Source organism: Spirosoma daeguense (assembly GCF_054776875.1).
Window position 1 is genome coordinate 157,860 of sequence record NZ_BAAHBF010000002.1, and the last position, 14,239, is coordinate 172,098.

Sequence of the window (14,239 nt, forward strand, 5' to 3'; positions counted from 1 at the left end):
TGATGAATACACAGGAAATTGTAGTGGGTATAGTAGGGCTTGGACTCATGGGATGTAGCATTGCCACCTGTCTGTTGATTGCAGGGCATCCGGTGGTGGCCGTTGCGCCGATATCCGATGATTTGCAGCATGCCCGGAAACGTATCGACGAGCACCTGACAAATTCACGGGCCAACGGGCTCATTCAACAGCCGCCAGATTTTTACACCCAGCATCTGACGATTACAGAAAATTATGCCGCACTACGTCCGTGTCAGTTGGTAATTGAGTGTACGATTGAGAATATCGGAATCAAAGATACAGTACTGAAAAAAATAGAAGCCATTGTGTCGGCCGATACGTTGATTACCAGCAATACGTCGGCTATACCGATCAGTAAACTGCAAACGCTGATAAAAAATCCGGCTCGCTTTCTGGGGCTTCATTGGGCCGAGCCCGCGCATACCACCCGTTTTCTGGAAATAATTTGTGGCGATCAGACGGATGTGCAGAAGGGTGAATACCTCTATGAACTTTCGGCCCGTTGGGGCAAAGAACCGATTCTGGTACGTAAAGACATTGCCGGTTTTATAACCAATCGGTTGATGTATGCCATGTACCGCGAAGCCATCAGTCTGGTGGAAGGCGGTTACGCTACGGTCGAAGATGTAGATCGGTCGTGCCGAAACAACGCGGGTTATTTTATGACACTGGTGGGTGTTTTTCGCTGGATGGATTTAACGGGAGTACCTGCCTATCATACGGTTATGAAAGACCTGCTGCCTACCCTCAATAATGATACAAAGGTGCCTAAGCTTATTGACCAGATTGTTCGGGAAGGCGGAAAAGGCGTGGCAAACGCGAAAGGATTTCATGCATATACACCCGAAGAAGCACAGCTTTGGGAGGAAACGTTTACCGAATTCAGCTACGAAATCCGGAAACTAGCCCTAAAATATCCGGCCGATATAGTTCAGCAAAAATTAAAGGAACGGCAACAATCCGACAGTACGCCCGAAACCGAACGTACTACGTAGTGTAAATAAGCTTATGACTAGTTACAGACGTAGCGCCACTACGTTCCAACTGTTGTTTCATTTTAAGAGTCATTAACATGTAAACAACAGTTTTTTCGTATGAAAATGGTCATATCCTCCCTGCTGCTGTTAGGGTTGTTAAGTTGTAAAAAAGATCAGGTAGAAGCTGATTGCATAGAAAGTCCTAATTCGAACGTAGCCTGTACGCAGCAATATGAGCCGGTTTGCGGTTGTAACGGTAAAACCTATGGCAATGCCTGTCTGGCTGGGGCAGTTGGTATTCGGATTGTTTCGTCAGGAGAATGCTCAACTGGAGCTAACTAACAGAGTGTTTCATTTATAGAAATTGCTGGCATACGCATAACTTTGGTAAGCGGTATGAACTATTGAAAAGCCATTTGCCAAAGTTATGCGTATGCCAGAAGCTTCAACTATTGACCTGTTCTCGTTTCTGTCTCAGTTTGATTCATTGTCAACGGCAGAGGCAGCCGCAATTGCCGAACAGCTCTCGATTCGCTCTTTTCCGAAGGGTACTGTCTTGGTGCGCGAGGGTGAAATTAGCCGCGATTGTTATTTTGTGTTGAAAGGTTGTCTGCGACAGTATCGGCTTATTGATGGTATAGAAAAGACAATTCAGTTTTATACTGAAGAACAATCCATTACGTTTTTTTCAAGCTATGTCAGCCAAAAAATGTCAGATTGTTACCTGGCATGCCTTGAAGACGTAACACTGATTGTCGGCAATTTAGGGCAGGAAATGGCTATGTATAAGCAGTATCCGAAACTGGAGCAGATTACGCGCTCTATGGTAGAGCAGGATTTTGGCAAGGTACAGGATGCATTTGCCGAATTTATCGCATCCTCGCCCGAAGCGCGTTATCTGAATTTACTCACCAATCGCCCCGATTTACTCAAGCGCGTACCTCAGTATCAATTAGCAAGTTATATTGGTGTAACCCCCGAATCACTGAGTCGAATCCGGAAACGAGTTGCAAAAGCTAAGTAGATGAATAGCTACGTCCTGCTCGGGCAATAAGCCAAATAGCTAGCCCTAATTCGCCTAATGCCATTGGTAGAGCGAGTAGCTGATCTACAAGTTGTTTGTACTGGCTATAATTCGGTAGCAGAAGCGCAGCACCATTGGTTACTACGTAGCAGATTGCCGCAACCAGCATCAGGCAGGCGAGCCATCTTGCCATGCGTCTGGTTCGAAACATAAGCCAGCTCAAGCCAGCAAGGTGGCAACCAAAAACGATCAGGCCAAGCGACCACATCGACAGAAACGTTTCGAAATGAGCTGCTACGTGTAGGGCCTGTTGTGGATTGCCGTCAGACTCTGCCCAAATTCCAACAACCGACGACAGAGCTAAGCCGAGTAACGTAGCATATATAAGTCGCAGCCAGGCTGTCAGTTGAGAAAGTGTCTGGTTAGTGGTGGCGAAAAAGTTGTAAAGTGCCCAGGCTACCAATACATCGAGAAACAGTATCAATACGAAACAAAAAACAAACAGACGTAGCAGAAGCGGTACTTGTTGTATCGACGCTAACGTAGCAGCCGGGTTTTCGGGATGATACAGTTTTTCGAATACGTAACCATAGGCAAATCCGGCCAACAGTGCCATAAGCAGCAGCGAGTATCCCGCTAGTAGCGCCATCTGGCGAAGAAAATTGTGAGATGAATAAGCAGCCATACCCTAACAAAAGTCTAATTATAGTGCAAGAATACACTCGACTTTTGCCAGATACATTGACGTTCGTCAAGAAATGAAAATACGTCTTATTCTATAAAAATGGCTACTCTATAAAATTTGACTATTCCCTCAAGCGAACGATCTGGCTAGGTTGATAACCAATACGTTGTGCAACAATACGTAGTGAATCGCCCGGTTGCAGGGCAAGCTTTTCGCCACTATAAACGCGCCAGGTATTCGATTGCGTAGAACCTGATTTCAATACGTATCCAATAGATGCACCGGACGTAGCGCAGCGAATACGTACTGTATTACCCAATTTAACTAGTTCGGGTGTTGCCGTTTTTGGAGGCTCGCTGCCACCATTCCACATTTGCTTAATCATCTCGGATTCAGGCAACTCACTCCTGTCGCCTACGTTTTTGAGCCAGTCATCCATTTGTCCACGTAATTCGGTCAGTTTAGCTGTATAAACAGGGCTCTCTACGAGGTTGGTAAATTCATTCGGATCAGCTTGAGTGTCGCAAAGTTCTTCGGTTGACTTTGTAGGCCGAAACCACATCATTTGCGTAGCATTCAGCTTGCCTTCGTTACGTAGCTGAAGCATTTCGGTCATCATTGAAATGCTTAACCGATACGTAACATCTTGATAGTAAGGTTTTTCGGGCATGAAATTTCGATAGTATTTGTATCGTCCATCGCCAACGGCCCGTACGCGGTCAACGGGTAAATCCATCCGGTCGCGACCGGCGAAGATGTATTTTCGGGCTGTTTTGGCTCTTTGCTTGCCCAGAAATGCCTGCCCCTGTAAATAGGTTGGTAACGGAATATTGGCCAACGATAAAATCGTAGGCGCTAAATCGACAAAGCTAATCAGTTGATCATCCGTACTGCCCTTGGGTTTGCTCCCATTTAGTTGAAATTTCTCTGGAATCCGAACAATCATGGGCACTCGTAGTCCCCGGTCGTAAAGTTCCCGTTTCACAAAGGGCAAGCCATCGCCGTGATCTGAGTAAAAGAAAATGATGGTGTTATCATACAAGCTGTCGTCTTTCAATTGTTGAATAATTGTACCTACGATAGAATCCATTCGCATTACGTTCGACAAGTGGCGAGCAATATCGTGACGAACGGTTTTTGTATCAGGATAATAGGCCGGAACCGCTACGTCTTCGGGACGTACCAGCAACGATTCCTGATTGCGCGACCAGATTTGCGATTCATGTGTTATCATCAGGTTGAAAATCGAGAAAAATGGTTTGTCTTTTGGTCGATTTCGCCAGTGAGCTTTTTTGCTACTCTCGTCCCAGACCGTAACGGGTGGTAGAAACTGATAATCCTGCTTGTCGTTGTTGGTGCAGTAATAACCCGCTTTACGGAGGTGTTCAGGGAAACAACGTACTGTTTCTGGAATAACTGCCGAGTAACCTTTCATTTTCAGTTGCTGGCTGGCTTCGGGCGTAAGCTGAACCGTTCGCATGTGCTGCGTGCCGATGGAGGTTTGATACATGCCCGTAATAATGGCCGAACGACTAGGAGCACATACGCCAGCTGTGCTGTAGACATGCGTGTAACGAATTCCTTCTGCAGCTAACTGGTCAAGGTTGGGTGTTTTTACATCTTTGTCGCCGTAGCACGATAACCGGGGCGACATATCTTCGCAGGTGATCCAGAGAATGTTGGGCTGAACAGGCTGTTGCTGAACGATAGTCCGTTTTATAAACGATAATGCCACAAAACTTGACAGAAAAACGAGTAAAACTGCTTTTTGCATGATGCAAGTGGATTTAGGAAGGGTAATAAATTCATTGCTTCACATTCAGAACTTATACGCAATTTGTGTCAACGCGGTGAATTCATAGGACGTATCGTGCGCGTCGGCTCCACCAAATCGCCCCAGTTTGTAAATAGCTTGGGGCTGAACCATCAGCGAAAGCTGATTGGAAAGCTGATATTGGACGCCGGCACCCAGCAGAATATTGAAAATGGGCCCTTTATCAGCACTTAGCCGGAGCCGTTGTGTAGGCAGGCCTTCGCGTTCGGCAATCACCCGCGACGCCATCGGGAAATCGAACATTGTACCAAACGAGAAATACGGCGATAACCGTTTCTGGGTGAGCCGATAATTTAGTAGAATGGGAATGCGAATTGTGCGATGATGAACGGTTGTACGCCCATAGCCAGCTATTGCCATTCTTGCCTGACGAGTTGTTAGCTGCTGATACCAGATTCCTGACGACACCGACCAGCCGGGTGAATAGGTATACGTAGCGGTCAGACCCGTTACAAAACCCGGAAGCAACCGTTTACCATTCATGAAAATCGGTTCTACAATCTGGCCGTCGCTGTCGGGGTAGAAATACCGGTAATTGTATTCGGCACTAACAAAAGTAGGTGCGCCAGTAGCCGAAATTTCCAGTTTTTGCTGAGCTACCGCAACCGTTGAAAGACAAAAAAGAAGACCATACCACAGGAGAAAAAAGTAACGCATAACGTGAGAAGAAATTTCGATCAAACGAGTGAGATGAATGGATCTGAGAACGTAGCGTTTGAATCATCTGATTTTAGCGCTACTGTGCCAACAGAACGTATCGAATCTGCTAAAGATACATGGACAAGCCGTTGGGGCTGTTAACTTCGCTCGAAAATTGCCTATTATCATGCTCTTTTTGGCCCTAAGTATTCTGCTCTCAGTTTTGTTGTTGCTTAATTTTCGATTGTTTCCCCGATACGAAGTCAATACGTTTCAGGCAATTGTATTCAACTATCCGGTTTGTTTTCTGGTTGGCTGGCTACTTCTGCCCACCGGGCAAACGTTCTCTATCGACCTTTCTCAAACCTGGACATGGCTTGCTTTTGGGTTGGGTGTCGGATTTATCGTTACGTTCCTATTGTCGGGCGCATCGACGCAACGAATGGGTATTACCGTTACGTCGCTGGCCAACAATCTGTCGTTGGTAATTCCGGTTTGCTTTAGTCTGTTTGTCTTTCGTACCGGCACCGCCACGTTCGATACGTTGAATTATATCGGCCTTATTCTGGCTGTTGTAGCGGTTGGCTTGAGCACCTATAAAAAAGAGCCTGAAAAATCAGATTCGTCGGGCGTAGCCACGAAGCAATCCCGGTTGAACGTATTGTTGCCGGTGAGTGTGTTTTTGCTGTACGGAATTACAAATACCCTGATTAATTACATGAATCTGGCGTATATAAAATCGGCTGATAACACGATTCTGGTGATGCTGACTATGGTTTTAGGTGCTATTGTGGCTGGATTGGTAATGCTGACGGTGCGGTTGATTCAGGGTAAAGAGACGATTCAGGCAAAAAATCTGATTGCTTCTGTTACGTTGGGCGTACCTAATTTTCTGAGTTTCTATACCTTACTGCTGGCATTAACCGAATTCGGGAGCAACGGTGCATTAGTGTATCCGCTTTATAACATCGGTGTTATTCTGCTGGCTGCTTTTATGGCTGCCTTATTCTTTAGAGAAAAACTAACCGCTCTTAATAAAATTGGCCTGTTGCTGGCAATTCTGGCAATTGGGCTGATCTCGTGGCGCGAATTTTTTGGATGAACAATAAGTCCTTAACTATACGATTTATATGTGGTATCATGATTTTTTTTACGGCTTGCCACAACAGGCCTGGAAAGCAGCTCAAACAGACGACCGTACACAGCTAGACCTCGAACTACTGGTTGAAACACTTGAGTTTGGTCCAGACGACCGATTGCTGGATGTATTCTGCGGCTATGGGCGTCATACCTTACCGCTGGCACGCATGGGTGCCCGGTTAACGGCGGTAGATATTTCGGACGAATACATTAAAGAACTGGAAACGGTAGCCAGCAAAGAAAAACTGCCGGTTAAAGCAGTAGCCGCCGATTTTCTGACCGTACCTCAGTCTGAACTTGGAACTGCTGATTCGTTTGATGCAGCTTACTGTCTGGGGAATAGTTTTAGCTTTTTCCCGCGTACCGATATGCTTATATTCTTACGCCGGATAGCTGATTTTCTAAAGCCGGGAGGTCGTTTTCTAGTGCATACGGAGATGGTTGCCGAGTCTATTTTACCCGACTACCAGGAACGTAGCTGGCAACCTGTTGGCGATGATATTCTGTATCTGGTAAAGCAGGAATATGATCCAGTCCATAGCCGAATCGACGCGCACCTAACCTATGTTCGTCAGGGCGAACTAGAACAACGTACTGCCCAGTACTACGTATATACTCTTGCCGAATTATGTCATCTGTTTTCAGAGGCAGGTTTAGCTATTATCGATTGTTACGGTACGTTAGAAGGTGATACGTACCAATTGGGCGATGAAGCCTTGTGGTTACTTGCCGAAAAGTAAGTGTCTGATTGAGTGATAATTGGCCTTTTTTTGTAAGTTAAGTAGATGTTACTGGTAAATTGTTTGCATTAAACTGCAATTATTTGGTTTTTTATAGAATTTCTCTTAGGAATTTTGGACTATATCGGTATTAATACGTAGTTTTCATTCGATTTAACACCGTTAACTGAAGACTGAGTACCTAATACTATGGAAATAATCGAACGTAAGCCGCGAAGCCGTGAGCAGACTCGCTCTGGCATCCTGAAAACGGCCAAGTCGATTGCCCGACGGGAAGGCTGGCAAGCCGTCTCGATTCGTAAAATCGCCGATGCTATCGAATATAGTGCACCAATAGTTTATGAATATTTCGACAGCAAAGATGTGCTGTTGGATGAAATTCGTAACGAAGGCTTTCGATACCTCTATCAGGAATACGACCGCATTCATAATTTATATCGAGACCCCGAAAAACGCCTGTACGAAATCTCGCTGGCGCAATGGGAATTCGCTCGTCAGCAACCCGAAATTTATCAGGTAATGTACAATCTCGATGGTGCCTATTGCACCCTGCCGGTTTGTCAGTCTGAGATGATGCGCGCTGTTAGCGATGTTGTTTGCCAGACCATTTTCTCGTTCATTCCTAAGTCGAAAGAAAGCATCAAGCGGTTGTATTACCAATGGTGGTCACTATCGCATGGAATGATTATGCTGGCCATGTTGCTGAAAGACGAGCAACCCATCGACCAGTCGGAGCAGGTATACCGCGAAACAATGCGTCGATTTGTACGTGATTTGAGGTAACGATACCAACTTTTCCTGATTCATGCGCATCGCCATAATTGGTGCAACGGGTATGCTCGGCCAGCCGGTCGTGTCTGAATTTATCCGGGCAGGATTTTCCGTGCGTCTGATTGCCAGAAATATAGGCCAGACAAAGGCTAAGTTTCCGAATTCTGACGTTGTTTCCGGAGATATGCGAAACGTCGGTACGCTAGTTAGAGCATTGCAAGGGATAGACGCGGTTTACCTAAACTTGTCGGTCAAACAAGCCGAATCTTCTTTCGATTTTCATACCGAATCAGAGGGATTAGTAAACCTTATTGAGGCTGCTCGTCAGGCAGGTGTGCAACGTATCATTTATCTGTCATCAATCATCATGCGTTATCAGGGCATGAATGATTTTCGATGGTGGGTATTTGCCATTAAACAACAAGCCGTTCGACTGATTAAAGAATCAGGAATTCCGTACAGCATTTTTTATCCGTCCTGTTTTATGGAGTCGCTCAATGGTACACAGCGGATAGGACGTTTTGTGTTGCTGGTTGGGAAATCAGAGGTAAAACCTTGGTACATTTCCGCTCGTGATTATGGCCAGCAAGTTGTTCGGGCATTGCAGATTGCGCAGGAAAATGGGAATCAGGGATACGTTGTTCAGGGCCCCGAAGCTATTACTCAGCACGAAGCTGCCAAACGGTTTGTGGTCGCTTATCCGCGCGAAAAATTGTACGTAGTAACTGCGCCCGCTGCCTTAATGAAACTTGGACGTGCCTTTACCGCTCAGGCAAACTATGGATGGCACATCACGGAAGCCTTGAACAATTACCCAGAGGTTTTCGAAGCTCAAAAAACTTGGTCCGATTTAGGGAAACCACAAACGACAATCGAGCAATTTGCCCAATCCTGAGCCATCACGAACTTGCTACGTATCGTAATGGCTCAGGATTGAGTAATATTTTGTTAAGATGCACTTCCAGCCCGTCGTTTTTCGTCTTCGGCACCGCCCGAACGTCGACGTGATGGCGCAATCGTATCACTTCCAAAACGATAGGTGAACGATGCTGTGGCGACTCGCGTGTCCTGCCGCTGATTAAATTGTTCCACATAATTGGCGTAGTTCGACGTAGCACGAACGGGATTTGTATAAAAAATATCCGTTACGTTCAAACGTAGCGTGCCCTTCTTGTTCCACATCATTTTCTGGAAACTCAGATTAAGCTGACCCAATGGCCGAATGTCGAGAAAACCATACAATTCTCGGGACTGATAACGACCTGACAAATCAGCCGTCCAGCCGCGACCAAGTGTGAATGTGCTGGTACTGTTGATGTTGAAAGTAGGAATGCCTCGATTAATTGACGTGCCAGCCAGATTCCCGATGAAACGATTGTAATAGGCCACTACGTTGTTGTCCATTGTCCACCACGTAGCGGGTTGTACCGGAACCGTCAGCGTAAGTCCAAAATAATCGGTGCGTGTCAGGTTCTGATACGTCGATACGGCTTGCCGATTGCCTTCTGGAGCGGGTTGTACTACGTCGACAATAGGCTGATCGGTGCGACTGTAGTTGATCGACGTAACGAATTTTTGCAAAAAAGTGTGTGTCAACTCAATGTTGTAACTCAACTGGGGAAAGAGCGATGGATTGCCCGTGAAATACGTAGTGGCATCGATGTAAGCCCGGAATGGATTGAGTTGGTTATACGTTGGGCGGTCAATCCGTCGGCTAAGCGACAGGCTCATCTCATGCTTCTTCGATAGAGGTTGCTTGAAAAAAATGCTTGGGAACAGTTGAAAATAATTCCGTTCGAAACCCGTATTGCCGATAATCTGATAGCCCGAAACTTTGGTTTGTTCGCCCCGCAAACCCGCCTGAACCGTTAACTTACCGAACGTTTTGTTGAGGTTGGCATAAAATGCGTTGATCGTTTCATCATATCGAAACTGATTGCTTTTACCCGTATCCACTACGCTAACGCCTTCGTCAATATTTACAAACTGCACATTGTTATCCGAATGTACCCGACTCATTTTGATACCGCCGTCTAGCCGTAGTTTATTCGCAAAGGTGTGCGTGTAATCGGCTTTTACCGAACGAATATCGAGTGCGCCGTTCAGATTTCCATCCAGCGTAGTGGGTGGACGTACCGGAAGTTCAAACGTAGTAGCCAGCGTTTGGAGCCGGTGCGTTTCGTAGTGAGCTATATCGCCGTCGATGGTTAATTCACTACGTCCGGTTGAATCAAAACTATGTTTGAAATTAACGTTGAGCGCGCGGTTCGGAATCGAAAGAGTTCGGCGGTTGGCCGACTGATAGCTTGATTGTAAGTCATTTTGCTCATCAAAGGTCTGTGTTACGTTGGTAAGTCGGGCTTCGGCATCCATAGCCAGCCCATTTACCACCACACCAAGCATTGTTCGCTTCGATAGATTATAGTCAACACCGGCCCGATACGTATTCGTAATGTAACGGGTTTTTCCCCCATTAGCCTGGTCACTGCTGCCCGCAAATTGATTATTCTGGTAGAAATTCCGGTGCAGCAATAACCGCGTAAATACGTTGCGGTCGCTGTAGTTGTAACTTCCGAACAGGTTGAATTTTTTGTGCCGGTGATTGAGCGAAAGACCTGTCGAAAACTTACCGTAGCGACCGTATCCGTAACTGGCGTTTACGCTGCCATTGGTGCCTTGTCGACCGTCTTTTTTCAGTTTTATGGCAATGATTCCCGCGCCCCCGGCCGCATCGTATTTTGCAGGTGGATTGGTGATGAGTTCGATTTTTTCGACGGAGTTGGCCGGTAAAGACCGAAGCATATCCCCTAGTTCACTGCCCGTCATGGGCACTCGCTTACCGTCGATAAGTACCAGTACACCCTGCTTGCCACGTAGTGCGAGATTGTCGTTCTGATCGACCGTAACACCGGGTGCACGACTCAGCACTTCCAGCGACGTAGCACCAGCACTTAGTGGGCTCCCATCCACATTCACCACAATCCGGTCAACTTCCCGTTCGAAAAGAGGCTTTCGCGCCTGAACGGTCACTTCTTTAAGTTGTGTTTGGACGCTTGGTCGGAGTTGAATAGGAGGGAGAGTCTGATTGGTAGACGTAACAGCAAAAGTGGCTGTCTGACTACGTTCGTAGCCGACCTGTGAAGCCGATACAAAATACTGCCCAACTGGAAGCTTTTCGAAACGGAACGTACCACTTTCATCACTAAACTCGGTTTTAACCACAACCGAATCCGTTGCACGGTGTAAGGCAATCGTTGCAAATTCGACTTTAGCCCCCGACTGGTCATGTACCGAGCCAGAAATGATAGGTGGTTCTTTTAAAGCAAAAGAAACCGAGCAACGTAGCAGAATAAAGCACAAAAGCAGGCCCGCGCGTAGAGAGGACGCCATGAGGAAGTTGTGTTTAGGTTGATGAAAAATCGATTTTCAACGAAAAGACAACCCATGAAATGCCCAGCGCGGCACTTCTCCACAAACGGCCTAAATTAAGTTTTAACGGAAACGAGAAGATATATGAAGTATGATATATGAGGTATGAAGTTTGATCAGACGTACTACCTCATATATCATACTTTATACATAATTAGTGCATCGGCAGGCTTTTTACTTTACCACCCGAAACGTCGTCGACGCTGTGCTGGATGATGAAAGCGTTCGGGTCTAATTCGAGTACAAATGAGCGTAATCTGCTGATTTCCAATCGGGTGATGACGGTGTAGAGTACGCTTTCAATTTCCTGGTGACTGCCATGTTTTCCATATCCACCCTGTCCCCGAAGAATGGTGATACCCCAACCACGCTCAATAATTTTTTCGCGAATAGGATCGGGATTTTTTGAGATAATTAGAATAGCGGTATATTCTTCAATACCGTGAATGATGAAATCAACAGTTTTTGAGGCTGCGAAATACGTAATCATCGAATATAAGGCGGGATTGATACCTAAAAAGAAAGCGGCTGCACCAAAAATTGAGACGTTCAGAATGAGAATTACGTCGCTGACTTTCAACGTGTGATAACTTCGGCTGATGAGCAAAGCCGCAATCTCCGTACCATCGAGAACAGCTCCTCCGCGAATAGTCAAGCCGATACCTGCACCAATAAAGAAACCGCCAAAAACTGATGTAAGCAGAAAATCAGGTGTTACGTCGGGAAAAGGCACAACAGCGAGACTGATCGAAAGTCCGGCGATGGCAAGTATACTTTTCAACGCAAACTGACGGCCAAACTGACGGTAACCCAAGCCAACAAACGGCAGGTTAATAATGAGCAGCCAGATCGGGAGGGGAACTTTAAAAAGATTCGCCAACAACATCGAAACTCCCGTGACCCCACCATCGATAAAGTGGCTCGACATCAAAAATCCCTTGATTCCCAGCCCAGCACTGAATACGCCAGCTACAATAAAAATAGTATCCTTTATGATTCGATAAATATCTATCTGTCGGTACATAATAACGTTGATTTTAGGTCGATACGTAGCGTCTCGACCGGTGCGAATGATTTTACGAATTGATAACTAAAATGGTGAGTTGAAATACAGGCAGATACAGATAGCCTAATATAACCCTTCTATCGATAAATAGCGTTCGCCGGTATCGTAACAGAAGGTAAGAATCCGGCTGCCGGGCTTTATGTCCGTTAATTTTTTGGCGACGGCGGCTAATGATGCACCCGATGAAATCCCCACAAACGTACCTTCTTCTCTGGCCGACCGACGCGCCATCTCAAAGGCTTCATCCTTGCTTACCTTAATAGTGCCATCCAATACGCCCGTATGTAAATTTTGGGGAATAAATCCGGCACCGATTCCCTGAATAGGGTGTGGCCCCGGTGCTCCACCGCTTATAACTGGCGAAAGTTCAGGTTCTACCGCGTAGACTTTCAGGTTCGGGAATTTCTCTTTCAACACTTCGCCAACTGCCGTAATGTGACCGCCCGTCCCCACACCCGTAATCAATACGTCGATTCCGTCGGGAAAATCGGCTAGAATTTCCTGCGCTGTCGTTCGTGCATGAACGTCGATATTGGCCGGATTTTCAAACTGTTGGGGCATCCATGCACCGGGCGTAAGAGCCACCAGCTCATGCGCCCGCTCAATGGCTCCTTTCATGCCTTTTTCGCGGGGAGTCAAATCAAATTCGGCACCGTAGGCCGCCATAATTTTGCGCCGTTCTACGCTCATAGACTCGGGCATTACCAACACGAGTTTATAACCTTTAACGGCGGCTACCATTGCCAGACCAATACCCGTATTTCCAGACGTTGGCTCAATAATCAGGCTGCCTGTTCTTAATAGGCCTTTGGCTTCGGCATCCTCAATCATCGCCAACGCAATCCGGTCTTTTATGCTGGCACCCGGATTGGCTCGCTCGAGTTTTGTCCAGACTTCATAACCCGGAAAAAGTCGGTTGATACGTACATGAGGTGTTTGGCCAATGGTTTCGAGGATGGTGTTTGCTTTCATAGATGGGAAGAGTGGAGATGTAGTAATTCTAGGCTGCGAAGTGATTACTTCCCAGAATTGAGGTACTACGTATTTGTGAGTTAATTAGATTACAAAATTGATCGGTTCAACAGACTCCAGCGATTTTAGCCGAACATCGGTCTGATGCTGATGAAAGACGAGCGAATGTGGTTCAACGCTGCTGGTTAACCATACGTTACCACCAATCACCGAATCATGGCCAACTACGGTATGACCACCCAGAATTGTAGCGTTGGCGTAAATCACTACGTTGTTTTGAATAGTTGGGTGCCGTTTTTTCTGCGCCATCGATTTTGCTACGTAAGTAGCCCCCAACGTAACACCCTGATAAATCTTGACGTTATTACCAATCACGGTGGTTTCACCAATAACTACGCCTGTGCCGTGGTCGATAAAAAATGAGCGACCAATTTTTGCGCCGGGGTGAATATCGATACCCGTCTGCCCATGTGCATACTCCGTGAGCATACGGGGCAGAAGTGGCACATCTTGTAACAACAATTCGTGCGCAATTCGATAAACGGCAATCGCGTAAAAACCAGGATAAACGGCTACTACTTCTTCCACACCAATCGAAGCCGGGTCGTTATCGGCAATCGAGTGGGCATCGAGCAGAAGGCTATCGTAAATAACAGGCAATCGTTCAAAAAAACGCTCCGTAATGATCGATGGCGACTCGGTTAAATTCTTTTCTAAGGGACACAGCAAATTCGTTAACTGCTCCTGAAGACTCTGATACGTTTCTTCAACATGCTGCGAAACCGATTTACAGTCCTGCGTAACCGGAAAGAGCAGCCGCATTAGCTGATCAATAAACCGTCCTGCGTCGGGCCGAGAAGGGAGTCTGTAGCGGTAGCGCGCCCGCTGCGTTTGCAGATGCTCGAGAAAATTACTCGTATCGGTGGTCATCGTTTGGATAA

14 protein-coding genes are annotated in these 14,239 nt (G+C 46.4%); 7 read left to right on the plus strand and 7 right to left on the minus strand.

The window, feature by feature from the left end; translation table 11 throughout:
• The first annotated feature begins 2 nt into the window (after positions 1-2).
• From ACYVD4_RS05545 to ACYVD4_RS05555, 3 genes are all read left to right on the plus strand, one after another.
• Positions 3-1,016 carry a 3-hydroxyacyl-CoA dehydrogenase family protein gene (locus ACYVD4_RS05545; protein ID WP_460944740.1) on the plus strand — a complete coding sequence of 338 codons (1,014 nt, stop codon included), beginning with the start codon at positions 3-5 and terminating at the stop codon, positions 1,014-1,016.
• A gap of 99 nt (positions 1,017-1,115) precedes the next feature.
• Entirely contained in the window at positions 1,116-1,340 is a 225-nt protein-coding gene (locus tag ACYVD4_RS05550) for a Kazal-type serine protease inhibitor domain-containing protein (RefSeq protein WP_460943261.1), read from the plus strand.
• Between the two features lie 91 nt (positions 1,341-1,431).
• Positions 1,432-2,022: a Crp/Fnr family transcriptional regulator gene (locus ACYVD4_RS05555; RefSeq protein ID WP_460943262.1), complete on the plus strand. Its 591-nt coding sequence runs from the start codon at positions 1,432-1,434 to the stop codon at positions 2,020-2,022.
• On the opposite strand, the gene ACYVD4_RS05560 is transcribed toward ACYVD4_RS05555, so the two are convergent.
• From ACYVD4_RS05560 to ACYVD4_RS05570, 3 genes are all read right to left on the minus strand, one after another.
• The gene (locus tag ACYVD4_RS05560; RefSeq protein WP_460943264.1) at positions 2,015-2,707 is read right to left on the minus strand and encodes a DUF4386 domain-containing protein; all 693 of its coding nucleotides are present in this window, start codon (positions 2,705-2,707) and stop codon (positions 2,015-2,017) included. The genes ACYVD4_RS05555 and ACYVD4_RS05560 overlap by 8 nt on opposite strands.
• A 121-nt stretch (positions 2,708-2,828) precedes the next feature.
• Positions 2,829-4,481, minus strand: coding sequence for a sulfatase family protein (locus tag ACYVD4_RS05565; RefSeq protein WP_460943266.1), 1,653 nt, complete (start codon positions 4,479-4,481; stop codon positions 2,829-2,831).
• Positions 4,482-4,526: 45 nt separating this feature from the next.
• The gene (locus tag ACYVD4_RS05570; RefSeq protein WP_460943268.1) at positions 4,527-5,198 is read right to left on the minus strand and encodes a PorT family protein; all 672 of its coding nucleotides are present in this window, start codon (positions 5,196-5,198) and stop codon (positions 4,527-4,529) included.
• A 169-nt stretch (positions 5,199-5,367) separates the two neighbouring features.
• On the opposite strand from ACYVD4_RS05570, the gene ACYVD4_RS05575 reads away from it, so the two are divergent.
• From ACYVD4_RS05575 to ACYVD4_RS05590, 4 genes are all read left to right on the plus strand, one after another.
• Positions 5,368-6,282, plus strand: a complete 915-nt coding sequence (locus ACYVD4_RS05575) for an EamA/RhaT family transporter (RefSeq protein WP_460944742.1) — start codon at positions 5,368-5,370, stop codon at positions 6,280-6,282.
• 28 nt (positions 6,283-6,310) lie between these two features.
• Complete coding sequence (locus ACYVD4_RS05580) at positions 6,311-7,060, plus strand: class I SAM-dependent methyltransferase (protein ID WP_460943270.1); 750 nt, start codon at positions 6,311-6,313, stop codon at positions 7,058-7,060.
• 189 nt (positions 7,061-7,249) lie between these two features.
• Positions 7,250-7,843: a TetR/AcrR family transcriptional regulator gene (locus ACYVD4_RS05585; protein ID WP_460943272.1), complete on the plus strand. Its 594-nt coding sequence runs from the start codon at positions 7,250-7,252 to the stop codon at positions 7,841-7,843.
• A gap of 22 nt (positions 7,844-7,865) precedes the next feature.
• The gene (locus tag ACYVD4_RS05590; RefSeq protein WP_460943274.1) at positions 7,866-8,726 is read left to right on the plus strand and encodes an SDR family oxidoreductase; all 861 of its coding nucleotides are present in this window, start codon (positions 7,866-7,868) and stop codon (positions 8,724-8,726) included.
• 53 nt (positions 8,727-8,779) lie between these two features.
• Here the strand turns inward: ACYVD4_RS05590 and ACYVD4_RS05595 are convergent, their stop codons facing one another.
• The 4 genes from ACYVD4_RS05595 to ACYVD4_RS05610 form a co-directional block, all read right to left on the minus strand.
• Positions 8,780-11,221 (minus strand): outer membrane beta-barrel protein, encoded by a 2,442-nt coding sequence (locus ACYVD4_RS05595; RefSeq protein ID WP_460943276.1) that lies wholly within the window; start codon positions 11,219-11,221, stop codon positions 8,780-8,782.
• A gap of 193 nt (positions 11,222-11,414) precedes the next feature.
• The gene (locus tag ACYVD4_RS05600; RefSeq protein WP_460943278.1) at positions 11,415-12,284 is read right to left on the minus strand and encodes a YitT family protein; all 870 of its coding nucleotides are present in this window, start codon (positions 12,282-12,284) and stop codon (positions 11,415-11,417) included.
• Positions 12,285-12,389: 105 nt separating this feature from the next.
• On the minus strand, positions 12,390-13,298 hold the full coding sequence (gene cysK, locus ACYVD4_RS05605) for a cysteine synthase A (RefSeq protein ID WP_460943280.1): 909 nt from the start codon (positions 13,296-13,298) through the stop codon (positions 12,390-12,392).
• Positions 13,299-13,382: 84 nt separating this feature from the next.
• On the minus strand, positions 13,383-14,228 hold the full coding sequence (locus ACYVD4_RS05610) for a serine O-acetyltransferase (RefSeq protein ID WP_460943283.1): 846 nt from the start codon (positions 14,226-14,228) through the stop codon (positions 13,383-13,385).
• Positions 14,229-14,239 lie beyond the last annotated feature (11 nt).